Source organism: Agromyces sp. Y782, assembly GCF_059445405.1.
Genome location: NZ_JCAIUG010000001.1, coordinates 337,083 through 363,062 on the forward strand (window position 1 = coordinate 337,083; position 25,980 = coordinate 363,062).

General features: G+C 68.8%; 22 protein-coding genes. 7 read left to right on the forward strand and 15 right to left on the reverse strand.

The features are described from left to right. Positions 1 to 10 precede the first annotated feature (10 nt). Entirely contained in the window at positions 11 to 1,006 is a 996-nt protein-coding gene (locus tag AC1C2S_RS01565; RefSeq protein ID WP_495350781.1) for a stage II sporulation protein M, read from the reverse strand. A gap of 17 nt (positions 1,007 to 1,023) precedes the next feature. On the opposite strand from AC1C2S_RS01565, the gene AC1C2S_RS01570 reads away from it, so the two are divergent. Then, the gene (locus AC1C2S_RS01570) at positions 1,024 to 1,866 is read left to right on the forward strand and encodes an RDD family protein (protein WP_495350782.1); all 843 of its coding nucleotides are present in this window, start codon (positions 1,024 to 1,026) and stop codon (positions 1,864 to 1,866) included. A gap of 161 nt (positions 1,867 to 2,027) precedes the next feature. On the opposite strand, the gene ahcY is transcribed toward AC1C2S_RS01570, so the two are convergent. The 3 genes from ahcY to AC1C2S_RS01585 form a co-directional block, all read right to left on the reverse strand. After that, the gene (gene ahcY / locus AC1C2S_RS01575; RefSeq protein WP_495350783.1) at positions 2,028 to 3,509 is read right to left on the reverse strand and encodes an adenosylhomocysteinase; all 1,482 of its coding nucleotides are present in this window, start codon (positions 3,507 to 3,509) and stop codon (positions 2,028 to 2,030) included. 61 nt (positions 3,510 to 3,570) lie between these two features. Beyond that, entirely contained in the window at positions 3,571 to 5,007 is a 1,437-nt protein-coding gene (locus AC1C2S_RS01580) for a phosphomannomutase/phosphoglucomutase (protein WP_495350784.1), read from the reverse strand. Beyond that, positions 5,004 to 5,219 carry a DUF3499 family protein gene (locus AC1C2S_RS01585; RefSeq protein ID WP_495350785.1) on the reverse strand — a complete coding sequence of 72 codons (216 nt, stop codon included), beginning with the start codon at positions 5,217 to 5,219 and terminating at the stop codon, positions 5,004 to 5,006. Before AC1C2S_RS01585 ends, AC1C2S_RS01580 begins: the two co-directional genes overlap by 4 nt. Positions 5,220 to 5,282: 63 nt before the next feature. Between AC1C2S_RS01585 and AC1C2S_RS01590 the strand changes: the two genes are divergently transcribed. Further along, positions 5,283 to 5,726 (forward strand): hypothetical protein, encoded by a 444-nt coding sequence (locus AC1C2S_RS01590; protein WP_495350786.1) that lies wholly within the window; start codon positions 5,283 to 5,285, stop codon positions 5,724 to 5,726. A gap of 78 nt (positions 5,727 to 5,804) precedes the next feature. Here AC1C2S_RS01590 and AC1C2S_RS01595 read toward each other — a convergent pair whose 3' ends face one another. From AC1C2S_RS01595 to AC1C2S_RS01615, 5 genes are all read right to left on the reverse strand, one after another. Beyond that, positions 5,805 to 7,268, reverse strand: coding sequence for a DUF5719 family protein (locus tag AC1C2S_RS01595; protein ID WP_495350787.1), 1,464 nt, complete (start codon positions 7,266 to 7,268; stop codon positions 5,805 to 5,807). Then, positions 7,258 to 10,395 carry a glycosyltransferase gene (locus tag AC1C2S_RS01600; protein ID WP_495350788.1) on the reverse strand — a complete coding sequence of 1,046 codons (3,138 nt, stop codon included), beginning with the start codon at positions 10,393 to 10,395 and terminating at the stop codon, positions 7,258 to 7,260. Before AC1C2S_RS01600 ends, AC1C2S_RS01595 begins: the two co-directional genes overlap by 11 nt. A gap of 183 nt (positions 10,396 to 10,578) precedes the next feature. Then, positions 10,579 to 10,899 (reverse strand): WhiB family transcriptional regulator, encoded by a 321-nt coding sequence (locus AC1C2S_RS01605; protein WP_495350789.1) that lies wholly within the window; start codon positions 10,897 to 10,899, stop codon positions 10,579 to 10,581. A 153-nt stretch (positions 10,900 to 11,052) separates the two neighbouring features. After that, the gene (gene galE, locus AC1C2S_RS01610) at positions 11,053 to 12,021 is read right to left on the reverse strand and encodes a UDP-glucose 4-epimerase GalE (RefSeq protein ID WP_495350790.1); all 969 of its coding nucleotides are present in this window, start codon (positions 12,019 to 12,021) and stop codon (positions 11,053 to 11,055) included. Positions 12,022 to 12,102: 81 nt separating this feature from the next. Next, positions 12,103 to 12,252 (reverse strand): hypothetical protein, encoded by a 150-nt coding sequence (locus AC1C2S_RS01615; RefSeq protein WP_495350791.1) that lies wholly within the window; start codon positions 12,250 to 12,252, stop codon positions 12,103 to 12,105. Positions 12,253 to 12,339: 87 nt separating this feature from the next. Between AC1C2S_RS01615 and AC1C2S_RS01620 the strand changes: the two genes are divergently transcribed. Continuing rightward, positions 12,340 to 13,296: a GlxA family transcriptional regulator gene (locus AC1C2S_RS01620; RefSeq protein ID WP_495350792.1), complete on the forward strand. Its 957-nt coding sequence runs from the start codon at positions 12,340 to 12,342 to the stop codon at positions 13,294 to 13,296. Here the strand turns inward: AC1C2S_RS01620 and manA are convergent. Beyond that, complete coding sequence (gene manA, locus AC1C2S_RS01625) at positions 13,293 to 14,549, reverse strand: mannose-6-phosphate isomerase, class I (RefSeq protein WP_495350793.1); 1,257 nt, start codon at positions 14,547 to 14,549, stop codon at positions 13,293 to 13,295. The genes AC1C2S_RS01620 and manA overlap by 4 nt on opposite strands. Before the next feature lie 104 nt (positions 14,550 to 14,653). Here manA and AC1C2S_RS01630 point away from each other — a divergent pair, with 104 nt between their 5' ends. The 3 genes from AC1C2S_RS01630 to AC1C2S_RS01640 all read left to right on the forward strand — a co-directional run bounded on the left by AC1C2S_RS01630 (position 14,654) and on the right by AC1C2S_RS01640 (position 18,675). After that, positions 14,654 to 15,832 (forward strand): acyl-CoA dehydrogenase family protein, encoded by a 1,179-nt coding sequence (locus AC1C2S_RS01630; RefSeq protein ID WP_495350794.1) that lies wholly within the window; start codon positions 14,654 to 14,656, stop codon positions 15,830 to 15,832. Positions 15,833 to 15,926: 94 nt separating this feature from the next. Further along, positions 15,927 to 17,294 carry an O-antigen ligase family protein gene (locus AC1C2S_RS01635; RefSeq protein WP_495350795.1) on the forward strand — a complete coding sequence of 456 codons (1,368 nt, stop codon included), beginning with the start codon at positions 15,927 to 15,929 and terminating at the stop codon, positions 17,292 to 17,294. 37 nt (positions 17,295 to 17,331) lie between these two features. Then, a complete protein-coding gene (locus AC1C2S_RS01640; protein ID WP_495350796.1) occupies positions 17,332 to 18,675 on the forward strand; it encodes an O-antigen ligase family protein in 1,344 nt (447 codons plus the stop codon). Between the two features lie 45 nt (positions 18,676 to 18,720). Here AC1C2S_RS01640 and AC1C2S_RS01645 read toward each other — a convergent pair whose 3' ends face one another. Further along, on the reverse strand, positions 18,721 to 19,890 hold the full coding sequence (locus AC1C2S_RS01645; protein ID WP_495350797.1) for a glycosyltransferase family 2 protein: 1,170 nt from the start codon (positions 19,888 to 19,890) through the stop codon (positions 18,721 to 18,723). A 162-nt stretch (positions 19,891 to 20,052) separates the two neighbouring features. Between AC1C2S_RS01645 and AC1C2S_RS01650 the strand changes: the two genes are divergently transcribed. After that, complete coding sequence (locus AC1C2S_RS01650; RefSeq protein WP_495350798.1) at positions 20,053 to 20,967, forward strand: glycosyltransferase family 2 protein; 915 nt, start codon at positions 20,053 to 20,055, stop codon at positions 20,965 to 20,967. Here AC1C2S_RS01650 and AC1C2S_RS01655 read toward each other — a convergent pair. From AC1C2S_RS01655 to AC1C2S_RS01670, 4 genes are all read right to left on the reverse strand, one after another. Further along, the gene (locus AC1C2S_RS01655; protein WP_495350799.1) at positions 20,964 to 23,006 is read right to left on the reverse strand and encodes a DUF7657 domain-containing protein; all 2,043 of its coding nucleotides are present in this window, start codon (positions 23,004 to 23,006) and stop codon (positions 20,964 to 20,966) included. The genes AC1C2S_RS01650 and AC1C2S_RS01655 overlap by 4 nt on opposite strands. 72 nt (positions 23,007 to 23,078) lie before the next feature. Further along, a complete protein-coding gene (locus AC1C2S_RS01660; RefSeq protein ID WP_495350800.1) occupies positions 23,079 to 24,284 on the reverse strand; it encodes a polysaccharide biosynthesis protein in 1,206 nt (401 codons plus the stop codon). A gap of 29 nt (positions 24,285 to 24,313) precedes the next feature. Continuing rightward, on the reverse strand, positions 24,314 to 25,309 hold the full coding sequence (locus AC1C2S_RS01665) for a glycosyltransferase family 2 protein (protein ID WP_495350801.1): 996 nt from the start codon (positions 25,307 to 25,309) through the stop codon (positions 24,314 to 24,316). Beyond that, the gene (locus AC1C2S_RS01670; protein WP_495350802.1) at positions 25,302 to 25,979 is read right to left on the reverse strand and encodes an acyl-ACP--UDP-N- acetylglucosamine O-acyltransferase; all 678 of its coding nucleotides are present in this window, start codon (positions 25,977 to 25,979) and stop codon (positions 25,302 to 25,304) included. The genes AC1C2S_RS01665 and AC1C2S_RS01670 overlap by 8 nt, the downstream gene beginning before the upstream one ends. Position 25,980: the final 1 nt, after the last annotated feature.

The following is a 25,980-nucleotide window of genomic DNA, read 5'->3' on the forward strand; positions in this document are numbered from 1 at the left end:
ATCCGCTCGATCAGCCGGCGACGATGCGCCGCGCGCCCGCGTCGAACTCGACGAGATCACCGGTCTCGCCCGCGAGCCAGGCACGCCGTCCGAGCACCAGCATGTACGCGAGGAAGCCGCCGAGGGCCGCCACCCCGATGCCGATCTTCACCGGCCACGGCCACGGGGCGGGAGTCACGAACCCCTCGATGAGCCCAGAGACGAAGAGGAAGAACACGAGCCCGATCGCGACGCTGAACAACGACCGCGCATCTTCGGCGAGTGCAACGCCACGCGGGCGCGCCCCGGGCGCGACCCAGGCCCAGAAGATGCGGAGCCCGGCCGCTGCTGCGACGAAGACGCACGTGAGCTCGAGCAGCCCGTGCGGTGCGATGTAGAGGAAGAAGGTATCTGCCTCGTCGTAGGCGAACATGATCGCCGCAGTGATGCCGAGGTTCTGCGCGTTCTGCAGCACGACCCACGGCACCCAGACACCGAGGATGCCAAAGGCGACGCATTGCGCGGCGATCCATGCGTTGTTCGTCCACACGGCGCCGGCGAACGACGCAGCCGGATTCTCGGAGTAGTAGGCGACGAACCCCTCTTCGGCGAGCTGACGGAATTCGGACTCACTGCCGAGGGACGCCAGCACGCGCGGGTCTGCGCCGATCCACCAGGCGTAGAGGGCCGCGACGGCGACCGTCACGAGTGCCACGGCCAGGGTCAGCCAGCGCAACCGGTACAGGGCTGCAGGCAGGCTCACGACGACGAAGCGCGTGAACTGGCGCAGGGGGTTCTCGGGTGCGCCGGTGAACGCCAGGCGGGCCCGCGCGAGCGAGACCGACAATCGGTCGCCGAGCGCCGTCGAGCCGGCCGTCGTCTGTACGAGCGAGAGGTCGGATGCCGCGCCCTGATAGCGTTCGATGACCTCATCGGTCTCGGGGCCGGCGAGGCGGCTGCGGCGTGCGAGCGCGTCGAGGCGCTGCCAGTCGTCGTGACGAGCGGAGGCGAGTGCGTCGAGGTCCATCTGCTTGAATACTACCCATGCCCCAAGCCCCCGCCGTCGCACACCGCGTCGCCCGATTCGACGACGAGGGCGTGCTCACGGGTGAGGCCGTCGCACTCGATGTGCGCCCCGCGAGCGCGCTGATCCGTGCCGGCGGAGCGGCGATCGATGTGCTCGTCTCTGTGTTGCTCTTCCTCGGCCTGCTGCTCGCACTGGCGGGGCTCGGTATCGATGAGACCGGGTTCCAAGCCATCCTGATCGCGGGCATCGTGATCTGCATCGTCATCGTGCCGACCGCTGTCGAGACCGCGACACGGGGCCGCTCTCTCGGCAAGCTCGCGCTGGGCCTTCGAGTGGTGCGCGACGACGGCGGGTCGATCGGGTTCCGGCACGCGTTCATCCGCGCCCTCACCGGTGTGGTCGAGATCTATATGACATTCGGCGGCCTTGCGGTGCTCGTCGGATTCCTGAACTCTTCATCGAAGCGGCTCGGCGACCTGCTGGCCGGCACCCATGCGCAGGTCGAGCGGGTGCCGAAGCTCCCCTCGACCGCCTTCGGCGTGCCCGCCGAGCTCGTCGGCTGGGCGGCGATCGCCGACGTCGGGCGCCTGCCAGACCCGCTCGCGCGCCGCGTCGCCGCGTTCTTCACGAACGCCGGGCACCTCGTTCCCGAGAGCCGCGCGCGCGTCGCGGCATCCCTCGCGATCGAGGTCGCTCCGTTGGTCTCCCCCGTGCCGGATGCCGCGCCCGAGCTGTTCCTCGCGGGCGTCGCCGCCCTCCGGCGCGAGCGCGACGCGACGGCCATCGCGCTCGAGGATGCGCGCATGGCGTCGCTCGCCCCCGTGCTCACGGCGACCCCGCCCGGGTTTCCCGAGCGCTGACGAGGTCGTCGGCCGAGGAGGCGGGCCGGGTACCAGGTCTCGATACGCTCCTTCGTCGCTACTCGACCAGCGGGTGGCTCGCACCTCGTCGGTCGAGTAGGCGTGCCGGGTACCAGGTCTCGATACGCTCCTTCGTCGCCACTCGACCAGCGGGTGGGGGCTCAGTAGCGGTACTGGTCGACTTTGTACGGACCCTCGACGGGCACGCCGATGTACGCGGCCTGCTCAGGCGAGAGCTCGGTGAGCTCCACGCCGAGCGAGTCGAGGTGCAGTCGCGCGACCTTCTCGTCGAGGTGCTTCGGCAGCACGTACACACCCACGGGGTACTGCTCGGGGCGAGCCCAGAGCTCGATCTGAGCGAGCACCTGGTTGGTGAACGAGTTCGACATGACGAACGAGGGATGCCCCGTCGCATTGCCGAGGTTCATGAGCCGCCCCTCGGAGAGCACGAGAATCGAACGCCCGCTCGGCAGCCGCCACTCGTGCACCTGCGGCTTGATCTCGATGCGCTCGGCGCCGGTGAGCGACTCGAGGCCGGCCATGTCGATCTCGTTGTCGAAGTGTCCGACGTTCGCGACGATCGCGAGGTGCTTCATGCCGAGCATGTGCTCGACCCGGATCACGTCTTTGTTGCCGGTGCAGGTGACGAAGATGTCGACCTCGCCGATGACGTCGGCGAGGCGGGCGACCTGGTAGCCGTCCATCGCGGCCTGCAGCGCGCAGATCGGGTCGACCTCGGCGACGATGACCCGGGCGCCCTGGCCGCGCAGCGCCTCTGCGGCGCCCTTGCCCACGTCGCCGTAGCCGACGACGAACGCGACCTTGCCGCCCATGAGCACGTCGGTGGCTCGATTCAGCCCGTCGGGCAGCGAGTGACGGATGCCGTACTTGTTGTCGAACTTCGACTTCGTGACGGAGTCGTTGACGTTGATCGCCGGGAAGAGCAGCTCCCCCTTCGCGTGCAGTTCGTAGAGGCGATGCACGCCGGTCGTGGTCTCTTCGGTGACGCCCTGGAGCTCTGCCGCGATGCGGGTCCAGCGGTCCGTGCTGAGCTCGAGCGAGCGGCGCAGCGTGTCGAGCACGACACGGAACTCGTGACTCGCGTCATCCGCCGCCGCAGGCACGACGCCTGCGGCCTCGAAATCACGGCCGTGGTGCACGAGCATCGTCGCGTCGCCGCCGTCGTCGAGGATCATGTTCGGGCCGATCCAGTCCGCACCGGATGCCGCGGCTTCCGCCGACCAGTCGAAGATGCGGTCGGAGCACCACCAGTACTCCTCGAGCGACTCGCCCTTCCAGGCGTAGACGGGCACGCCCGCGGGCGCGTCGACAGTGCCGTCGGGGCCGACGACGACCGCCGCGGCGGCCTCGTCTTGCGTTGAGAAGATGTTGCAGCTCGCCCAGCGCACGTGCGCGCCGAGCGCGACGAGGGTCTCGATCAGCACCGCGGTCTGCACCGTCATGTGCAGGCTGCCGGCGATACGGGCACCGGCGAGCGGCTTCGACGCGCCGAACTCGGTTCGAAGGGCCATCAGGCCGGGCATCTCGTTCTCGGCGAGTCGAATCTGATGGCGCCCGGCTTCGGCGAGTGAGAGGTCGGCGACCTTGAACGGGAGGGCGGTGGTCGCGGGCAGCGTCGTCATGAGCCCATTCTGCCAGTTCGCCCGGGGTTCGCTCACTGAGCCTGTCGAAGCGAGCACCCGGTCAGACGTCGCGAATGAGCGCGAGCACCTCGTCGCGGATGGACTCCATCGTCGCGGCATCCGCACCCTCGACGTTCAGGCGCAGCAATGGCTCGGTGTTCGACGGCCGCACGTTGAACCACCAGAACGACTCGTCGCCGCCCGTCGTGCCGGTGACGGTGAGCCCGTCGAGCTCGTCGAACTCGGCCCGACCGGTGAACGCCTCGACGATGCGCGTATAGGCGGAGGGTACGTCGTCGACGACCGAGTTGATCTCGCCCGACAGTGAGTAGGGCGTGAAGCGCGTCGACATCTCGGAGAGCGGTGCCTGCTGCGAACCGAACTCGGCGAGCACGTGCATCGCCGCCAGCATGCCGTTGTCGGCGCCCCAGAAATCGCGGAAATAGTAGTGCGCCGAGTGCTCGCCGCCGAACACGGCGCCGGTCAGCCTCATCTGGTCTTTGATGAGCGAATGCCCGACGCGGGTGCGCACCGGAATCCCCCCGGCCTGCTCGATCACCTCGGGCACGAACTGGGAGGTGATGAGGTTGTGGATGACCGCGACATCCGTCTCGCCTGCGGCGCGCGCGCGTGTGATCTCGCGGAGCGCGACGATCGCTGCCACCGCCGACGGGTTCACGGCACCGCCCTGCTCGTCGACGACGAAGCAGCGGTCGGCGTCGCCGTCGAAGGCGAGGCCGAGGTCGGCGCCGTGCTCGACGACGGCGCGCTGCAGGTCGACGAGGTTGGCCGGCTCGAGCGGGTTCGCCTCGTGGTTCGGGAAGGTGCCGTCGAGTTCGAAGAAGAGCGGCACGATCTCGAGGGGCAGCTCGGGGAGCCCGGCAGCTGTGCCGAGCACGGCGGGCACGGTGAGCCCGCCCATGCCGTTGCCGGCGTCGACGACGATCTTCAACGGCCGGATGCCGCTGAGGTTGACGAGCGAGCGCAGGTACGCCGCGTAGTCGGCGAGCACGTCGACGGTCGTGGCCGAGCCGGGCGACTCGACCGAGGAGACGCCCTGCTCGAGGTAGTCGGCCGCACGGTCGCGGATGGCCGCGAGACCCGTGTCGAGCGAAATACCCTGGGCACCCGCCCGTGAGAATTTGATGCCGTTGTATGCGGCGGGGTTGTGGCTCGCCGTGAACATCGCGGCCGGCGCATCGAGCGAGCCCGACGCGAAGTAGCTCTCGTCGGTCGAGCACAGCCCGATCGAGACGACGTCGGCGCCGCGGGCGACCGCGCCGCGAGCGAAGGCTTCAGCGAACCCCGGCGAGGAGTCTCGCATGTCGTGGCCGACGACGACTCGGCCGCCGCCTGCGCCGACCTCGTCGACGAAAGCAGCAGCGAGCGCCTCGACGGTCTCTTCGGTGAGCCCGTCGCCGACGATTCCGCGAACGTCGTAGGCCTTCACGATCGCGTCGAGACGCGCGCGAGCGTCGGATGATGCAGCGGGATTCATGCCTTGAAACCTACCTCACCGAGGCTGACGTGCCGCACGATCTGCCATCCCACAGGCGCCGAGGTGCGTGCGGTGTGACGCGCGCAGAGGTCGTAACCGTGCGGCTCTCTGGTAAGGGCGAGCGGGCCGAGTACGGCCATGGAATCGGCGTAGTCGAAGGTCATCGTGGCGACCGCTTCTGCGGCGCATGCGGTGCGCGAACAACGTCTCATGGCTCCACCAGAGTAGCGAGCGCCACGGCCGATCGCTGCCAACGACTCAGTACGATGGAGGGTATGCCCCGATCCCGTCGTGTCGCCTCCGAGCCGCGCTCACCCCGACGGCTCGCTCGAGATCGACATGGGCGCGGGCTCCGGTCGGCCGTCACCGGACCGCACCTGCCGATGCTGCACAACCGGCTCGATGAGTTCGAGCTCACCGTCGGCACGACTGCAGCGTATCTGCGCGGCCTCTGGCCCGAGCTCGAGGGCGTCGTCTTCGAGGTGGCGCAGGGCCCCGCTGAGGCGATCCACGAAGATCACGTCGATCGGTGGAAGGTCTTCCACGACGAACGCCGCATCGTGTTCTACCGGCTGCCGATCGTGCGTTTCCTGCGCCTCCAAGAGGGTGAGGAGCGCGAGGAGAAGCTCCTCATCGAGAGTTGCGTCTTCCGTGCGATCGCCGATCTGCTCGGCAAAGACCCGTGGGAGCTTGCTCCGGGTCGTTACCGGCACCTCTGAAGACTTCGCTCCCTGAGCCCGTCGAGGGGGACCCGCTCCGACTGCTCAGCGAACTTCGACAAGCTCAGCGAGCGCTTCCTACCGGGGGAACACGCGGATCGGCGAGTCCAACGGCCCAGGCGGCTGCACACCGAACGAGGCGAGTTCCCCTTCGCCCAAGAACGACACCGAGGCGTGCACGCCCTGCACACCGGTCAGTGTGACGATCGCACCGGCTTCGACGTCGACGGATGCCGCCGACCCCTGGTCGATCGTGACCGCCAGGGTCTCCCCGTCGATCGTGTACTGCACCTCGGAGACCTTGCCGCTCGCGTTGGCCAAGTGCAGCGTCGGCGCCGGCCCCTCGGGCACCGCGATGACCGCGTCCTCCAGGAGCGGCGTCGTCGCGACGGTCCAGGCGAGGTCGACCGATGCCGGGGCATCCGTCTCGTCCGGCAGGGTCACTGCGGCCGGGCTGCCGGTCGTCGCGCGTGCTGCAGCCACGATCGGCCCGTCGGCGTCGAGCCTGATCGTGTACGACCCCGAGTCGAGTACGCCGAGCGGCACATCGAGCGAGCGACCTGGCTGCAGCGTCACCTCGATCGTGGAGCCGACGGCGCCGGACTCGGGCATGATGCCGATCGACACGTCGGCGGGTTCGTCACCGGTGGCGAGGAGCCGCACGGCGGGGTGGTCGTCGCCTTCCGCGTGATCGTCCGCCGGATCGACGCCGCCGGCTTCTGCCACGACGAAGCCGGGGATGACCTGGCTGTTCGCCGGCGTCGCGACGGAGCCCGTGAACTCGACGCCCGCCGGCGCCAGGCCGTCGACGGCGGATTGTTCGAGGGCCGCGGCGATCATGCCGCCCGTGGTCGTGACATGCACGACCGGCGAGGTCAGGTTGGGCGCGATCCCGGCGAGTGAGACCACACGCTGGGTGCCTGCGGGAACGATGATGCCGAGCGCCGAGCCTGCTTCGACGGCACCGGTCTCACCGATCACTCGCACATCCACGGTCGCGGCGACGTCGGTTGGATTGGCCAGCGACACGAGGCTCGTCCGTCCGAGCGTCGTGGCCCCGGCGACGAGCCATGACTCGGCGCTCGCCTCGGCGCATGCGGCCGCCGCGAACCCGGCGACGGTCTCAGTGCCGGCGGACTGCGATTGGGCCCCCGCCAGCATGCCGGCGTCGACGGTTCCCGGTTCGACGGCGATCTCCACCGGCGTGCCGTCCCGGGCGGCCCGCGGGTTGCCCGGCGCGGCGAGCGGGGTCTCGGTGATCTCGGCGTCTTCGGGGTCGGCGCCCGAGGTCAGCTCGGCCGAGCCGATCGACGATGCGGTCGTCGCGGCGGCCGCGTCGTCGGCGAGGGTGAGCAACGGGCCCGGGCAGACCCGCTGCTGCCGGCTCTCTGCGGGCTGCACGATGAGCGACGGCGGATCGATCCTGTGGTCGGGCCACGGCACCACGGCTGCGGCGGCGAGTGCGGCCGCGGCGATCGCTGCGGCCGCGACGAATGCAACGGCTCGGCCGCCGATGCGGGCGATGGTGCGACTAACGGGCATCGTCGTCCCCCTTCGGCTCGGTGGATTCAGTGGGTTCGTCGGAGTCGCCCGAGTCGCCCGATTCCGCCGAATCGGCGGGCGCGGTGGAGACCACAGCTTCGGTTGGCTCGTCGGTCGGTACGAGCGATTCCGTCGGCGCGGATTCCGCCGGGACGTCGGCCGCCTCGCCCTGTTCCGCGTTGTCGGAATCGGCTTCCTCCGCAGCGCCGACGCCGTCATCCGCATCGCCGGCGGCCGCAGCGGCCTCCGCGTCCGCGCCTTCGGAGTCGTCCGGTCCATCCGCCACATCCGCCCCGTCCGGCGCCGCCGATCGCGGTTTCCGCCTGCGTCGGCGCACGGGCCTCCGGTCTGCTTCACGGCCGACGCCGGTCGGAATCGACAGCAGCAGGGTCGCGCCGAGCACGATGAGTTGCACCGCGGTGATCACGCCGGCGAGCGCGCCGCCCGCACCGGGCGGAATCTGGGCCGCCGGGGCATCCGGCTCTGCCGCGCTGAATCGCCAGAGCGTGCCGAAGTCGGTCTCCCCCACCGCGACCAGCGCCGCGTTGCCGTCGAGGGCGGTGCGCGCCCTGTCGGCGGTCGCTTCGGCGTCGCGGTCGTCGCCGACTGGCGGGGTCAGTAGCACGAACGACACCCCGAACTCGCGGATCGCGGCATCGGAGTCGAACCCGCTGCGGGAGGCGAGGTTGCCCGCGATCGTCGCCAGCTCACGCTCCTTTTCGCTCATCCCCTCACGAGTCTGTTCGAGCGTCGACTGCTCGTCGAGCGTCGTACCCGCGCCGTGTTCGAGCGTCGCCCTGATGCTGCCGTCGTCTTCGGGCTGGATGCGCAAGGTGGTGACGCGAGGGTCGCTCTCGGCCTCGGCTCCGACGAATGCAGGCAGCGTGCGCTCGGCGGCAGGCTCGATCGCCGTCGACGCCGTGGCGATGCCGAGTCCCGCCGGCAGCACCGCGACGATGGCGCACGCGGCGACGAGCCAACCGAGCAGCGCCCCGCCGCGGCGCACGGCGCTGAGGGCGATGACGGCCGCCAGGATGAACCCGAGCCAGGAGAGGCTGAGGCCGGCTCCGGTCCAGAGCTGCACGGCTTCGGGGCCGGCGACCGCAAGCGCGAGATGAGCGGCGACGACGGCGGTCGCGAACCCCAGGAGAGCGGTTCCGAGGCTGAGCACGGCGCCGCGGATGCCGGGCGCGAGCACTGCTGCCAGCGCGGCGACGAGCAGCGGGAGCACGAGGAGCGTGACGAGCAGCTTCGGGTCGACGGATGCCGCGTCGCCGAGGAACCCACCCCAACCGCCCCACGGCTCACCGGGGAAGCCGAGCGCGAGCTGCCACACGGAGGGCGCCGTGCTGCCGACCGGCACACCAGGATCGGCGAGCAGGGCGAGCGGCGTTCCTCGCCCGAGCTGCGCGATGACGAGCGGCGCGGCGAGTACGGCGGCCGGCAGCGGGAGTGCCGCGAGCCGTACCGCGGCACGCCCGCTCACCGCGAGGCTCACGAGCCATGCGACGAGCAGTGCCGGTGCGAGACTCGGCGCGGCCGCGACCACTGCGGCGAACAGGAGGGAGGCCGTGGCGGCCGCCGCCCACGACGTGGCCGCGCCGAACACGGCGAACGCGAGCCAGCCCAGCAGCACGTGCGCGAGCACCGCACCCGGACGGCCGTCGCCGAGCGCGACGAGCAGCGGCGGGGCGAGTCCCCACACGAGCGCGGCGACGGCACGCACCGAGCCGCGTTCGGTCAGCCTCGATGCGGCGAACCACGCGCCGAGGGTCGCGGCAGGCACGGCGAGCAGCCAGAGCAGCACGAGCCCGAACGATGGCGCCCAGAACGCGAGCGAACCCAGCACGGCGAGCACGCCCGCGAAGGGGTCGGCGGCGCCGACGAAGCCGGCGCCGATGTCGCGCCATCCGTAGGCCGCATTGCGCCACAGCTCGCCGAGACCGCTCGACAGCGGGAGGATTCCGCCGCCGCTGAGACCGCGCGCACCGAGCAACCAGGTGAACAGGGCGACGGATGCCGCGACCGACGCCAGCAGCACCCAGCCGCCGCCCGTGCCGAGGAACTGCAGTTCGTGCTTTCGTCCGCGCGCACGCGCTCGTCGCGCCTCGGCGGCATGCTGGCGCCGCCGCCGCACCTCGTCGGGCTGCATGCGCAAGGGGGCGATCGCCGACCAGCCGACGGTGCGTGCCGCCTTGAGCCGGCGACGGGCGCGTGCCACGCGCATGCCGGAGAACATCGTGCCGAGCGCCGCCGAGAACTCCCCCGGAATCGCGCCGGGCGACTTCACGAGGAGCAGCCTGATCGAGCGGATGATCGCCATCGGCAGGAAGCTCAGCCAGTGCAGCGGCACCGCCGCCGCGGGCGCGTACACGAGTCGACGATGCAGGGCTGCCGCTCGTGCGGCCCGGGTGCGTCGCCGGGTCGCACGGGCGCGCGGGTCGGCGGGCGGCCCAGCGACGCCGTCGCCTGCGAACAGCACGAGTGCTTCGGGAACCACCGAGACACGATGTCCGGCCAGTCGTGCGCGGATCGAGAAGTCGAGCGCATCGTCGACGGTCGGCAGCGCCGGATCGAAGCCGTCGAGCGAACGCCAGACCGAGTGACGTACGAGGAGCGCCGCCGGGTCGAGCCCGAGCACGTCGCTGAGGCCGTCGTGCTGCCCCTGGTCGAGCTCGTCGGAGACGAGCGATACGCTTCGCCCGAACCGCGTGATCGTACGACCGAATGTCGCGATGCGATCCGGATCGTCCCATTCGCGCAGCTTCGGCCCCGCGATCGCGACGGACTTCGCCGTCTCGAGGGTGGCGACGAGCCGTTCGAGCGCGTCTGGCGCGGGCGCCGTGTCCTCGGCGAGGAGCCAGAGCGCATCGGCATCCGATGTCGGCGCCTCCAGCACCCGTTCGGCGGCGCGGACCGCCTCACCGAATGAGAGGTGCTGTGAGAACTCGATGACGTGGGTGGGCGACGCCGCGTCGACGAGTTCACGCGCCTCGGCATCCGCCTCGGTGAGCACGACGACGAATGCGTCGGGCGTGCGGCGCTGGGATCGAATCGCTTCGAGCGTGCGTGCGAGGTGGTCGCCGCCGAGATGTGCGACGAGGACGGCGGTGACTCTGGGGAACATCGAGGTCAGCCTAAGCGGCTCGCGCCGCGGCATCCGTCACCGCACCGGGCGTGCCTTGAAAACGCGAACCGAATGTCGAGCGGGTTGAGAGAGGGGGACGCGCGCCGTCTCGAAGCACCGAGACGCGCCGGCGCCGTCTGGAGACGCCACGAGCGCGGAGCCTGCCGAAGCAGACTCCGCGACTCAGACCGCTCTCTTACGGAGTTTGCGACGCTCTCGCTCAGAGAGCCCGCCCCAGATGCCGAACCGCTCGTCGTTGCCGAGCGCGTACTCGAGGCACTGGTTTCGTACCTCGCATCCGGTGCAGATCTTCTTCGCGTCCCTCGTCGATCCGCCCTTTTCAGGGAAGAACGCCTCAGGATCGGTTTGCGCGCACAGCGCGTCGCTCTGCCATGCCAGCTGATTGTCATCGTCTGTGACCGAACGAACCCCCGGAACGCCCAGCCTGACCGGATCGACGAACCAATCGTCAGGTACTCCAGAACGATATTCAGGATTGCCCATATCGTCTCCCACCCAGTTGTACCGACCACCCAGAAGGTGTGTCAGGACCAATTACACCGGTGTAATTCGCGAGAGTCAAGTCGCAGAGGGTAAACCCTCATGCAGCCGTCGAGCCTTCATCGCTCGCTCGACACGCCGGGTGTTGGTCATACGTTATGAATCGGATGCCGCGCGGCGGGCCTGCCACGCACTCTCGACCATCTCGGCGAGCGTGTGGCGCATGCGCCAATCGAGGTCGCGAGCGGCGAGTTCACCCGATGCGACGATTCGGGCGGGGTCGCCCGCACGGCGTGGCGCGACCTCGGGCGTGAAGTCGATGCCCGTCACCTCTGCGACCGCCCGCATGATCTCGCCGACCGACACTCCGTCGCCGGAGCCGAGGTTGTAGACGGTCTCGAGCGGCTCCCCCGCGTCGAGTCGACGGGCGGCCACGACATGGGCTTCGGCGAGATCGGCGACGTGGATGTAGTCGCGCACGCACGTGCCGTCGGGAGTCGGGTAGTCGTCTCCGTTGATGCGCGGGGTGCGGCCGTCGAGCAGGGCATCGAACACGAGCGGGAAGAGATTGTGCGGGCTCACGTCGAAGACCTCGGGTGCGCCCGAGCCGACGACGTTGAAGTAGCGCAGACTCGTGTGCGCGAGACCGCGGGCCTTGGCCTGGTCGGCGAGCAGCCATTCGCCGATGAGTTTCGACTCACCGTATGGAGACTGCGGCTGCTTCGGGGTCGTCTCGGTCACGAGGTCGACGTCGGGGGTGCCGTAGACGGCAGCACTCGACGAGAAGACGATGCGGTCGATGCCCTTGGACTCCATCGCGCCGAGCAGTGTCGCGGTGCCGACGACGTTCTGCTGGTAGGTGTGCAGCGGGCGATCGACCGAGACGCCGGCGTACTTGAATCCTGCGAGGTGCACGACGCCCTGCACGTTGTAGCGGTCGATCGCACGCTCCACCGCGCCGCCGTCGAGGATGCTGCCGTGCACGAACGGGGTGTCGGCCGGGATGAACTCGTGCTTTCCCGACGAGAGGTCGTCGAACACGACGGCTCCGATGCCCTGGGCCTCGAATGCGCGCACGACGTGCGCTCCGATATATCCCGCGCCCCCGGTGACCAGCCAGCTCATGTTCCCGCCTTCCGGCGACGGAACCTCCGCGCCGGAACGATCGTATCCGGCGGGCCAGGCCCGGCGGGTCAGGCCTGTGGGTCAGGCCTGGCGCGTCGGCTGGTGTTCGATGTGGCGGGTGCGGTCGCGGATCTCGGGGCGACCGTAGCCATCGGTGTCGAGTCGGAGCACGGTGGCGAGAACACCCCAGATGGCGAGTCCCGCAAGAAGGAGGAGGATGATCGTGGTCATGGCAGTAAATGTATGTCTTGCGAGATCCTGCCGACAGTGGCAGAGTAGCCATCAAACGTTCGATTTCTGCCAACCCGGAGGCATCCGTTGCTTCAGACCATCGCCTGCATCGCCATCCCGCAGATGGCCCCGTTCGAGTTCGGCGTGATCTGCGAGGTGTTCGGCATCGATCGCAGCGATACCGCCGGGCCGACCTTCGACTTCCATGTCGTGGCCGCAGACCCCGGCCCCATCCCGACGAAGCTCGGATTCGACGTCGTCGTGCACGAAGGCCTCGACTTCGCCCGGCATGCCGACCTCATCGCCGTGCCGGCCGCGCTCATCGACGCTCCGGTCGACGAGCGCATCTCCGAACTGCTGCGCGACGCCGTCGAGCGGGGCGCCTGGGTGCTCTCGGTCTGCTCGGGCGCGTTCACCCTCGGCCGTGCCGGCGTGCTCGACGGCCGACGCGCCACCACCCACTGGATGTACACCGACCAGATGGCTGCGATGTTCCCCCGCACCGAGGTCGACGCCGATGTGCTCTTCGTGCAAGACGACAAGGTCGTCACCGGTGCCGGCACGGCGGCCGGAATCGACGCCGCCCTGCACATCGTGCGTACCGAGCTCGGCGCGAGCGCGGCCAACATGATCGCCCGGCGCATGGTCGTGCCGCCGCAACGCGACGGGGGGCAGTCGCAGTTCATCCAGACGCCGGTCGCCGAGTGCCGCACCGATTCGTTCGCCAAGATCACCGAGTGGATGGTCGAGCACCTCGACGAAGACCTGACCGTCGACCTGCTCGCCCGCAAGGCGCTCATGTCACCGCGTACCTTCGCGCGCCGGTTCCGTGCCGAGACCGGCACCACGCCCAACGCATGGCTCAACCGTCAGCGGCTGCTGCGCGCCCAGCAGTTGCTCGAAGAGACCTCGTTCACCCTCGAGGAGATCGCGCGCGACACCGGCTTCGGCGCCGCCGCCGTCATGCGCCACCACTTCGTGAAGGTGCTGCAGACGACGCCGACGGCCTACCGCCGGCTCTTCGGCGTGCGCGTCGCCTCTTAGGCCTCGGATGCCGCGGGCGAGCCCGTCGTCGCGATCCAGGCGATGCCGGGGCCGGTGACCTCGAGGTCGCGCTCATCGGGCGTGACGTAGACCGATTCGCCGCGAGCGAGTCGGGCCGTGGCACCGGTCGTGCCGCGAAGTACCACGCCCTCGCCCTCGACGAGGGCGATCGCCGGGCCGTCGATCGTCACCCGTGCGACATCCGCGCCCGGCTCGACCCGGTAGAGCACGAAATCGGGCACCTCGGGCCGGAACTCGACAACCCCGGGCGACACCTCGACGGGCGCGAGCCGCGGAGGTGCGATGGGCGTGAAGTCGAGCACGTCGATCAGCTCGGTCACGTCGATGTGCTTCGGCGTGAGTCCGCCGCGCAGCACGTTGTCACTCGCTGCCATGAGCTCGATGCCGAGCCCGTCGAGGTAGGCGTGGATGTTGCCCGCCGCCAGGTACAGCGCCTCACCCCGCACCAGCCGCACGCGGTTCAGCAGCAACGAGATGACGACGCCGGGGTCGCCCGGGTACGCTTCGGCGAGCGCGCCGACCGTCGCGAACGAGAGCGCATACGGAGAACTGAGCGCAAGCTCGGACGCGGCGAGCGCCGTGACCCGTTCGATCACCCACGACGCCTCGCCCGTGTCGCCGCCGCGCCCGTCGCGCAGCAGCCACTCGACCGTGTCTCGCAGCGGGTGCCCGCCGGCCAGATGAGCTTCGAGCAGGTCGAGTGCGCCCGGTTCGGGCGCGGGCGCCGCGGCATCCGCTGCCCGCAGCACTTCGAGGATGCCGTGCACTTCGCCCAGCGGGCGGAACCCCGAGAGGGCGTCGAACGTGTCACTCACCGCGACGATGAGCTCTGGCTTGTGGAACTCGTCTTTGTAGTTGCGGTCGTAGGCCGTGATCGGCACGCCGTCGGCCTCTTCGAGCGCGAAGCCGGCGCGGGCCTGCTCGGGGGTCGGGTGCGCCTGCAATGACAGCGGCTCGGCCGCGGCGAGGAGCTTCAAGAGGAACGGCAGCCGCGCCCCCTGCCTCGCGAGCCGCGCACCGAGGGCCGTCTCGGGGTCGGCGGCGATCCATGCGGCGAGGTCCTCATGACCTCCAGGCGCCGCGTCGAGCACCCTCGACGGCGAGCCCGGGTGCGCCCCGAGCCAGAGCTCGGCCTCGGGCCCGCCCGAAGGCTCGGTGCCACGGAAGCCCGCGATCGCCGTCGTCGAGCCCCATGCGTAGTCCCGCGGGGTGTTGCCGATCGCCACAAACATGCTCGGGAGTTCCTCTCGGTCGTTTGGGTCAAAACTACCAACGCCGCGGGCCTGTCGACAGCGCAGCATAGGCTCGAGACATCCGACGATGTATTGGAGCTGTCATGACTTTCGAGCCTCTCGCGAGCGATTTCTACGCCTACGAGTCCCTCCTCAGCGACCAGGAGAAGGAGGCGCTCGGCAACCTCCGCGCCTGGCTCGAGGCCGACGTGAAGCCCATCATCGGCGGCTACTGGGACCGCGCCGAGTTCCCCATGCAGATCGTGAAGCCGCTCGCCGACCTCGGCACGCTCTCCTACAACTGGGAGGAGACGAAGCCGTTCGAGAACTCCGCCGTCTTCCGCGGCTTCGTCGCATTCGAGCTCGCACGCGTCGACCCATCGGTCGCGACCTTCGTCGGCGTGCAGAACGGTCTCGCGACGGGCACCATCAGCGTCTGCGGGTCGAAGGAGCAACGCGACGAGTGGATCCCGAAGCTCGCGAGCGGCGAGGTCATCGGCGCCTTCGGACTCACCGAGCCACTCTCGGGTTCCGACTCTGCGCAGGGCCTGCGCACGACCGCGCGGCGCGAGGGCGACACCTGGGTGCTCAACGGCTCCAAGCGCTGGATCGGCAACGCCACCTTCTCGGACATCACGATCATCTGGGCGAAAGACGTCGCCGACGACCAGGTCAAGGGCTTCATCGTGCCGACCTCGACGCCCGGGTACACCGCTACCAAGATCGAGGGCAAGATCAGCCTCCGCGCCGTGCAGAACGCCGACATCACGCTCGTGAACGTCGTCGTGCCCGAGTCGCTGCGGCTCGCGAACGCGAACTCGTTCCGCGACACCGCGAGTGTCTTGCGCCTCACCCGCGCCGAGGTCGCGTGGGCCGCGGTCGGCACGGCCGTCGGCGCGTACGAGGCCGCCGTGAAGTACGCCGGCGAACGCGTGCAGTTCGGCAAGACCATCGGCTCGCACCAGCTGATCCAAGACCTGCTCGTCAAGTGCCTCGGCAACATCACCGCCTCGCTCGGCATGGTCGTCCGTGTCTCCGAGATGCTCGACCGCGGCGAGCAGCGCGACGAGCACTCGGCGCTCGCCAAGGCGTATACGACGGCACGCATGCGCGAGACCGTCGCATGGGCACGCGAGGTCGTCGGCGGCAACGGCATCACCCTCGAGTACGACGTCGCCCGCTTCTTCGCCGACGCCGAGGCGCTCTATTCCTACGAGGGCACTCGTGAGATGAACACCCTCATCGTCGGCCGCAAGATCACCGGCAAGGCCGCGTTCGTCTGAGTTCACCGGCGCAGATTGACGGATGCCCCGGCGGGATCGTTCCCTCGCGGCATCCAAATCTGTTCGCAACCATCCCCGCGATAGCCTGTACCCCATGAACACGGCCCGACGACGCTGGATCGGTGCGTTCGCGACATTCGCGCTGTTCACGTTGCTCGCCGGCCAGTTCTGGCGCAACCTCCTCGGGTGGTGGGGCTTCGGCGTCGTGGCCACCCTCGTGCTCATCGGCGCGGTCGCGCTCATCGTGCGGGTGCGCCCTGCGTGGATCTGGCGCCGGGTGCCGAAGTCGACGCTCGTGTTCCTGCTGCTGGCAGCACTGTCGATCGCCTGGTCCTTCTACCCGGGCGCGTCGGCGCTCGGGGTGGGCATCACCCTTGCGACGACCGTCACCGCCGTCGCGCTCGTGCTGTGCCTGAACTGGACGCAGTTCGTGCGCAGTCTCGGCGGGGCGCTCAAGTGGGTGCTCGCCCTCTCGCTGGCGTTCGAGCTCTGGGTCGCGATCTTCGTCGGCGGGCCACTGCTGCCGAACTTCCCCGACTTCACCGGTGAAGCCGGCGACAAGATCCCGATGGCGTTCTACTGGTCGCGCGGCCTGCTCTTCTCGGGCGGACCGATCGAGGGCATCGTTGCGAACCGCAACCTCCTCGGCATGATTGCGCTCCTCGGCCTCATCGTGTTCGGGGCGATGCTCGCCGCCGGCAGCGTTCGGCGCGCTTCGGGTATCTGCTGGCTCGTCGTCGCCAGCGCGATCTTGCTCCTCACCCGTTCGGCGACCGTATTGCTCGTCGGCGTGCTCGTCGTCGTCGTCGCACTGGCGTTCGCCCTGTGGGCCCGGCGAGTCGGCCCCGATCGCCGAACAGGCGTCTACTGGGCGGCCGGGGGCGCAGTCGCGGCATCCGTCGGCCTGCTCATCGTGTTCTGGGGTCGACTGCTCGAGTTCTTCGGCAAGAGCGAAGACCTCACCGGCAGGTTCGACATCTGGAACGCGGTCATCGGCCTCGCGAACGAGCGCCCGTGGTTCGGTTGGGGGTGGGTCGGCTACTGGGTGCCGTGGGTCGAACCGTTCGAAGGCCTCGCCGTCCGGAACGGCGTCACCTATCTGCAGGCGCACAATGCCTGGCTCGACGTGTGGATGCAACTCGGCATCATCGGCCTGCTCGCATTCGCATCCATCGTCATCGGTGCCCTGTGGCGCTCATGGTTCCTCGCCGTCGATCGGCCGATGGATGCCGCGGGGCGATTGCTTCCCCACTCGGCCGCCGCCCTCGTGCCGCTGCTCGTGCTGGTCGCCCTCATCGGCCAGAGCCTCGCAGAGAGTCGAATCCTCATCGAGAGCGGCTGGGTACTGCTCATCGCGATCGCCTGGTCGACCAAACGCCGACAGTGGGAACATGAGCCCCTCCCGGCCGAACCCCTTCCTGTTCCGGCATCCCGGATGCCGCCGTCCGAGGTCGCTCGATGAGGCGGTCGCTCTCCCGCCGTGAGGCCGGCGACCGCCGATGAGCGCGCCAGGCGGCGGCCGTGAACGGAGCGACCGGGCTGCCCGAGCTGCTGTCGCCGTGCGCGAGTTCACCGGCTCGGCGCGTTTCGCACAGGCCCTCACGCTGCTCGCAGTCGGCCTCGCCTTGTCGACGCACGCCGTGCGCAGCCTCATCGGCACCCCCGGGCTCCTGACGGCGCTTGCCGGGCTGCTGATCCTCTGCGCCGCGTCATTCGTCGCGCGCTGGCGAGCGGTCGAGTGGTACGGCATCCTCCCGCTCACGATCCTCGTCTTCATCGGCTGGTGCGCGGCATCCATGATCTGGAGCAATCTGCCCGCGCTCGACTCGATCGCCCGCGTCGCCTACCTGATCGCCTTCGCGTTCGTCGGCGTCTACATCGCACTCATGCGCGACACGATCCAGATCGTGCGCGCCTTCGGTGACGTCATGCGCGTGCTGCTGGGGGTGTCGCTCGCCCTCGAGGTGGTGTCGGGCATCATCATCGACCTGCCGATCAAGGTGCTCGGCATCCAGGGCCACATCGCGTCGTTCGGCCCGATCCAGGGCATCTTCGGGTCGCGCAACCTGCTCGGTTTCGTCGCGCTCATCGCGCTGCTCACCTTCGTCGTGGAGTGGCGCACGAAGATCGTGCTGCGCGGGCGTGCGATCGCCTCGCTGTCGCTCGCGGCGGTGTGCCTCATTTTCTCGGGTTCGCCGACGACCTGGTTCGCGCTCGGTGCAGCCCTGCTGGCTCTCGCCGCCCTGTACGGGCTCCGGCGCGCCTCGGCGCCGACGAGGTGGCGGTGGCAGATCACCCTGCTCGTCACCGGCGTGGTGGCGCTGGTGACGGCGTGGATCTTCCGCATCCGCATCATCGAGTTGCTCGACGCGCGCGGCGAGTTCGACGTGCGTCTCGATGTATGGCGGGAGCTCTCCCGCTACCTGAACCTCAACGCCCTGCAGGGCTGGGGTTGGGTCGGTTCCTGGCCGGACTCGCCTCCCTACACGTGGATCGAACAGGCCACCGGACGGGCGCAATCGTCGGCGCTCAACGCCTACATCGATGTGTACTTCCAAGTCGGAGTCATCGGGGCGCTGCTCTTCATCGCGCTCCTCGGCGTCGCGCTCGTGCGGGCATGGCTGCTCGCCTCGACCCGCCGGAGCGTCGTCTACGTCTGGCCGGCGCTCATGCTCGTCGCGATCGCGGTGACCTCGTTCGCCGAGAGCTTCGCGCTCGTCGAGGGCGGCTGGATGCTGCTCGTGGTCTGCGCTGTGAAAGCGGCGCGGGACATGAGCTGGCGGGATGCGCTGGCGGCGGGGCGGCCGCCGAGCGGCGCGCTTGCCCACGAGAAGCTCGACTAGGCCTCATATGGGGGTGGCTGCTCGGCGGAGCCGGGCGGATCCGGCTCAAGCGCGTCGCACGTCGATCGAGAGAATGCCGAGGAACAGGCTCGCCATGAACGTCTGGGCACCGAGCATGAGCGCGAGGGCCGCCGGCACTGCAAGCCGCATCGTGTCCACGGGGTCCTGCTCGCCGAACCCGGTGTTGCCCCATGCAGTGAACTGAACGATGCCGACGATGATGCCCACGAGCACGAGCCCGAGCCCGATCAGCGCGCCACTCTCGAGCGTTGCACGCTCAGCGAACCGCTCGAACGTCTTGGTGCGTGGCAGATAGAAACCCTCGTGACGTGCGTACAACTTCGTCAGCACTGCGAACAACACGGCCTGCCAGCCGATGACGGTGAGCGCGCCGAGGTATACCTGGCTCGACACGTCGAAGCCGACGGAGCCGAGCACCATCGGCCCGAACGCGAGCGCGACGGTGCCGATGAGCCCGATAAAGAATGCAACAAGGCCCGGGATGAAGAAGAGCCACCGCGGGCTGAACAGCATGAGGAACCTGAGATGGCGCCATCCGTCTCGCCAACTCCGCAGGTGCGGAGGGCGGCTGCGGCCGTCCTTGTCGAGCGTGGTGGGCACCTCACTGATCCTGAGCCCATTCAGGGTCGACTTCACAACGACCTCGCTCGCGAACTCCATGCCGGTCGTGATGAGCCCGAGCCCGAGGATCGATTCGCGATTGAAGCCGCGGAGCCCGCAGTGGAAGTCGCGGATCTCAGAGCGGAACAGCACCCGCCCGATCGTGGAGAGCACCGGATTGCCGAGATACTTGTGCAACGGCGGCATGGCACCGGGAGCGACACCGCCCTTGAACCGGTTGCCCATCACGAGTTCATCGCCGGCCCGCAGCCGCTCGACGAACGGGCTGAGCTTGCTGAAGTCGTAGCTGTCATCGGCGTCACCCATGATGACGTAGCTGCCACGTGCGGCGACGATGCCGCCCATGAGGGCGTTGCCGTAGCCCTTCTGCTCCACATTCACGACGCGAGCGCCGTGGTCGACCGCGATCTGCTGCGAGCCGTCGGTTGAACCGTTGTCAGCGATGAGAACTTCGCCCACGACGCCGGAGCGCTGGAGGTATCCCTGTGCCTTATCGATGCAGACGGCGAGCGTCTCTGCCTCATTAAGGCACGGCATCACGATGGAGAGTTCGATTTCAGCTGGGGAGGTCATGGGTTCCTAATGAGGAGAAGGCACAGTCCCCGTCATCCTAATGGAGGGCGCGCGGCGGCCATCGCACCAGCTGCACCGCGGTAGCGTGCCGCCGGAACCGGATGCAAGGATGGTGACGATGGACCACCACCCATCGCCCAGCCGGACCAGGAGCGGAGCCGCGTGACACTCGACATCATGATGCCCTTCTACGGGCGCACCGACCATTTCCTGGCGGCGGTCGAGAGTGTGCTGGCCCAGTCGGATCCGGACTGGCGGCTGTTCGTCATCGACGACCACAATCCCGATGAGGAACCGGGACGGCGATTGCTCCATATCGGCGACCCTCGCATCCAGTACCACCGCAATTCTGAGAACCAAGGGATCAACGCTACGTTCCAGTCGGCCATCGACCGGTCGGAGAACGAGTGGCTCACGATCTTCGGATGCGACGACGTGCTTCTCCCGAATTACGTGGAACGCGTCGCCCAGCTGGCCGCCCGTCATCCGCGGGCCGCGCTCATCCACCCGGGAACACAAGTGATCGACGAGGCCGGAGGCGTGGCCGTCCCACTCGTCGATCGTGTCAAGGCGCTCTACCGGCCGAGGGTGACTGGTACGGCGGAACTCGGCGGCCAGGAGCTCGCCACGAGCCTCACTCGTGGTAACTGGATGAACTTCCCGGCGATCGCCTGGCGCCGTACCGAGGTGCAGGCCGTCGGCTTCCGACCTGGCTACCGGATTGTCCAGGACCTCGCGCTCGCCATCGACCTGCTGTACCGCGGCGGAACCCTCGTGCTGGACGACGCCGTCGCGTTCGAGTATCGTCGCCACGCCTCCAGCGTGTCGTCCAGGCGGGCGATCGACGGCAGCCGGTTCGTCGAGGAGCAGCGCTTCTTCCGCAGTCTCGCCGCCGAGTTCCGGGCGCGCGGCTGGAAGCGGGCCGAGCGCGCGGCGCGGACGCACCTCTCATCCAGGATCAACGCACTCACCCAGTTGCCCGGTGCGGCCCGGTCGGGCTCGTCCGGCGCGCCAGCGGTGCTCGTGAAGCACGCACTCGGGATGACCATCGCACCTGAGGCGCATCCGGGCCGCTAAGCCCGCGGTACAACGTCGTAGATGGTCTGGGTCGACCTCGGCAACTCGAACGAGTCCATCTCCGAGAGGCAAGTCGTGTCGAGGCGCTTGTCACTCGAGAGCACATACCCCACGTTCTCCTGCGCGAAGTCGGAGCAGGCGTCGAAGGTCACCTCGATCTGGTCGGCGACTGGGTTCGTCACCACCGGCTCCCCGGCTGCAGCCACCCAGTTCACGCCGGCCAGACGATTCCAGTGATACTCGTATTGCGCAGTCGGATCGATCACGCCCCAAATCCCACGCGACGGCGCCCCTTGGAAGCCGTTATACGCCTCGACTCCCGACTCGAGGAGCATCGCCGTGGTGAGGCGGTTCCCGACCCCGACCCAAGTCTTCGAGTCGGCGTCGTCGATCCGCTGGATCTCCTGCGACAGGCTGGTCGTGCGTAGGTCGAGCACGCCGATGTAGAGCGGATTGCTCAGACCCGATCCGGCAACTGTGACCACGAGGTACACGGTCGCGGCGAGGCGGATGCGGCGCCGCGGTACCAGGAAGATGACAGCGGCCGAGAGGAGTGCCCACAGCCACCACAGCCGAACCGGATCGAGCATGTAGGGGAGCTGGCGCCAAGCCACGAGGCCGATCGCCAGTTGCGACAGGAAGAAGAGCGCAGCCGGGATCGCCGATAGCCAGACACCCACCTTCACTCGACGGGCGTCCAGGTAACGGATCGTGTAAGCAAGCATGCCGAGCGAGGCGATCCCCAGACCGAGACGAACCCGGGCCGCGATCGTCTTATCGAGCAGGAAAAGCCTGGCCAGCGCATCCCAGCCCGGGATGTACAGGTAGGCGAGGAGCAGGACGACGGCGGCCGATAGTCCGATGAGCTCCCACGGCAGCCGTCGGTGTGCCCGCGCCTGCCTCGCGATGATCCACACGATGACGGGCAGCAGGAAGATGCCGACGTAGAAGAATGTCGATGCTTCGGACGAGTTCGCCCCGAGGAGACCGGGTAGCGCCGCGTTGAGGGCCTGCGTGAACGATGACCCGACGGCGGATGCGAACGTGAGCGCGTCGCTGCCGCCGGTCGGTGTGGTCCGGGCTCCGGGGTAGGCGGTGCCCAGGAAGGCGTCGATGGTGGAGCGCTTCTCGTAGAGCCAGACGATTGTGATCGCCGATGCCACGACGCCGCCGACCACCACCGGCGCGAGCTTTGCGGCGATCTGCCGGAAGGCCACCCTCCTACGCGCCTGGCCGATGACGAGCCCGACGGCGAAGAAGGCGGTCACGATCACGGCGGGGACGATGAACGGCACGTAGATCCCCATGGCCATGACGACGGTGAGATACGCGATGATTGCCGCCCAGATCCAGCGCGAGACCCGGGAACGGCTCTGAAACGCCCAGATGAGCGCCGTCATCGTCGCCAGTGCCCACGCGGCAGGCCAGAGCGTCGTGGCGAGGTACCACCACTGGAACAACGGGCTGTAGAAGAACCCGACCGCGAGCATGGCCGAGACGCCGGGACGACGCGGCATGACCGTGACGAGGAACACGTACGCTGCTGCGGCGAGGGCGATTCCCGGGAGCCACCATTTGAAGGCGATCGCGTGACCCGCGTCGAGGAATAGGAAGCCCCAGAGATGCGGCCGGAAGATCACCGACCAGTCGACTCGCGGGAGATCCTGCGGCACGGTCGCGTCCATGCCGCCTGGAAAGGTCTGATTCTCGAGGGGAAGCCCCTGCTCGATCTGTGCGATCGCCCAGACCGTTTGCACGTTCCACTCGTCGGATCTCGTGAACTGCGGCTCTCCCGCGATCAGGGCCGGATCGGAGCCGTAGGCGATGTCCTTGTAGAAGACTCCGGACGACGAGCCGTTGATCCCGAGGACCACCAGCACGATGCTGAGGAGCACGAGCAGCGCGGGGAAGGCCAGCGCGACCTGCACCCGGGGCAGTCCGTCGGGCCCGGGGGCGATCCGGCGTCGGTACGCGATCCTCAACCGGCGGAACAGGGTGCGACGGCGCTCGGGCGAGTCATCGATCCCGGTCCGTGGCACTGCATCTCCCTATCCGCCTGCGGACGTCGATCGCCCACTCGAGGATAGCCGGGCTTGGCGGGGATCCGGAATTCAGCCGGCGGTATCCGGCAGGCTCCTGCGCACCGGGCGGATGGCCACGAGATAGCAGCCGTGGACGAGGAGCCCGGCCAGCGGGCCAACGAGAAGCGCCAGGACCGTGCGATCGAGAAATCCGATCGGCAGCAGGAGGCATCCGATCGTGCTGAACGCCGCGACCAGCCAGCCGGCGGTGTAGACCGCATGCTTCGACAACGACAGGATGGCGGGGGCACTCACGCAGAGGGCTGCGACGAGGCCGGACGACAGCACGAGCACCCCGACGAGCCACCCCGACGGCACGGGCTCATCGGGGAACAGGAACGCGAAGACCCCCGGCCCCAGGAGCCAACCGGCGGCGCCGACCACGATGCTCGTGACGAGCACGAGCGCCTCCACCCGGAGAAGCGATCGCGCGAAGGTCACCATGCGGTCTCGGAAGAAGACGATCAGGTAACTCTGGAGCGAAATCGCCGTCACGATCAACGGCGCGCGCACGAGCGTCGCGACGAGGACGAGGAGCCCGAGCTCGTCGTCGGATACCCCTCGCGACGTCGCCGCCAGGACGAACGGGAACCCACTCACGAGAAGGCCCATCGAGGCTGCGGCCGCGATCGTGCGCGCGACGTTCCATGACAACCTCCGATAGCCGACGTCGAACCGCACCGGAGCCGTACTGGTTCGCACGGCGATCGGCAGCGCCACGAGGAACGCCACCGTGAACGGTATGGCGACAAGCCACGCAAGGTCGACGATCGACGAGGTCCAGACGAGGCCGACGGCGATCCCGACCAGCCGGACCACGGCCTCGACGAGCACGACGATGAAGACGATTACCCACCGCCTCGAGCCGTAGACGGTGCCCGTCAGGACGGCGACCAGCACGCTGGTCGCCGCGCCGATCGACAACGGCCAGACCAGAGCGCCGGCAGAGCGGTTGAAAGCTGAGCCCCACAACGGCGACGAGAGCGCGACGACGGCGAACACGCCGATGGCGCCGACGCTCGCGAGGATCGTAGCCTGGTACGGCCGGGAGACATCCGACTCGATCGGCGCGCTCGTCGCCCGGGTGACCTCCTGCTGTATCCCCGACAACGCACTCACGATGAGGAAGAGCAGGGACCAGAAGACGGCGAAGTCCGCGTAAGCCGCGAACCCAATGGAACGGGGTACGAGCCAGGTGATGAGGTAGCCGCTGACTCCGGCGACGGCGGTCGCCATGAGCACGAGAGTGAATCCGGAGAGTCGCCTCATACAGGCTGGACCAGGTCGCGCAGGACGTCCTGCAGGCCGAGGCCGCACGACCGGTAGCGCCCCGTGCGCCACTCCCGCCAGACCGGAGCGATCCGGCGCAGGCGGTGTGCGGGCAGGGCATCCCGGACTCGCTCGTGCACCGCCTTGTCAACGGCCAGGGCGATGGAATGGGCGGACGGACGCGGTGACAGCTCCGGCAGGCGCGCCTCGAGGTCGATGGCCCGGTCGAGCAGGCGGGCATTGCGCGCCGTTCTCGGCGTCGTGAGCCGCGCTCGCCGACCGGATGCCGTCAGGCTGGACGCCCCGATCTGATTTCCGCCGTGCTGGCGGTAGTCGATGAGCTGTTCGTCCAACAGGACAAACGTCCCCGTCGCCGCGGCCACGACGGCCAGCCACTCGTCGTGCACCCAGGATGTCGGGAACGGAAACGCGCGATCGACCAGTTCCCGACGCACCACCGTCGTGGCACCGGTCACGAAGTTCCTTCGCATGAGCGCCTCGAAGCCGCGGCCTGAGGACACAGCATCCCGTTCTCCAGCGCTCAGGCCGAGGGTCGAGAAGAGGCCCACACCAAGAGGGAACCCGTCCTGGTCGACCATCCGCGCATCCGAGTGCACCAGCAGCACCTCGGGACGCGCCGAGAACTGGGCGACGCCCCTCTCCAGCCGGTCGACGTGCCAGACGTCGTCCTGATCGCAGAGCGCGATGAGGTCCCCCGAGCAGCGTTTCATCGCTGAGGCGAAGTTCGCTGTCACTCCGAGAGGTGCGTCGTTCCGCTGGATGTCGAGCCGAACGGGCGTCGCCACTTCACGGGAGCGCTGCGCGTGCTCATCGACGATGATCTCGATCGTGTCGTCGACCGAGCCGTCGTCAGATACGACGATCTCGTCGGGAAGGACGCTCTGGGCAAGGATCGACCGGATCTGCTCGCGGATGAAGCGGGATCCGTTGAATGTACACAGGGCGACGGAGACGCCGACGGTGTCAGGCACCGGTTGATTCCACCGGTGCGTGCCGATCCCGCCACGCGACCACGGCCGCCTCGAGGCCGTCGGCTTGCGAGAACCGGGCCAGGCCGTCGGGGTCTTCGTCGGACTCATAGAGCGCTGCGAGGCCCGCAACCGCGTCCTCGGAAATCCCCCCGCGCCGCATGCCCACGACGTTCGCGCCCACGACCCTGGCCGGGCTCCCGTAGGCCTTGGCGAACGGCGGGATGTCGTGCGTGACGACGGAGCTCATCCCGAGCATCGCCCCAGCCCCGATGTACCGCCCTTGGTGGACGCTCGTACCGAGACCGAGGTTCGCTCCGGACCCGATGCTGACGTGGCCGGCGAGGAGAACGCTCGACGCGAGGGTGACACCGTCGCCGAGCGTGCAGTCATGCGCTACGTACACCTGGTTCATGACGAAGGCGTCGTCGCCGACGACCGTCGTCGACTTCCAGCCCTGGTGGATCTGCGCGTACTCGCGGATCACATTGCGATCGCCGATCGTGACACCACGACCGGAAGGGTCGGCATCGTCACGAGGATGGACGAAGGATCGGACCTCGGGTGGGGCACCGATCACCACTCCGGCCCCGATCCAGTTCTCGTCGCCGATCTGGGCCGGTCCGTGGATGACGACGTTCGGCCCGACGGTGTTGCCCGCTCCGAGAACCACG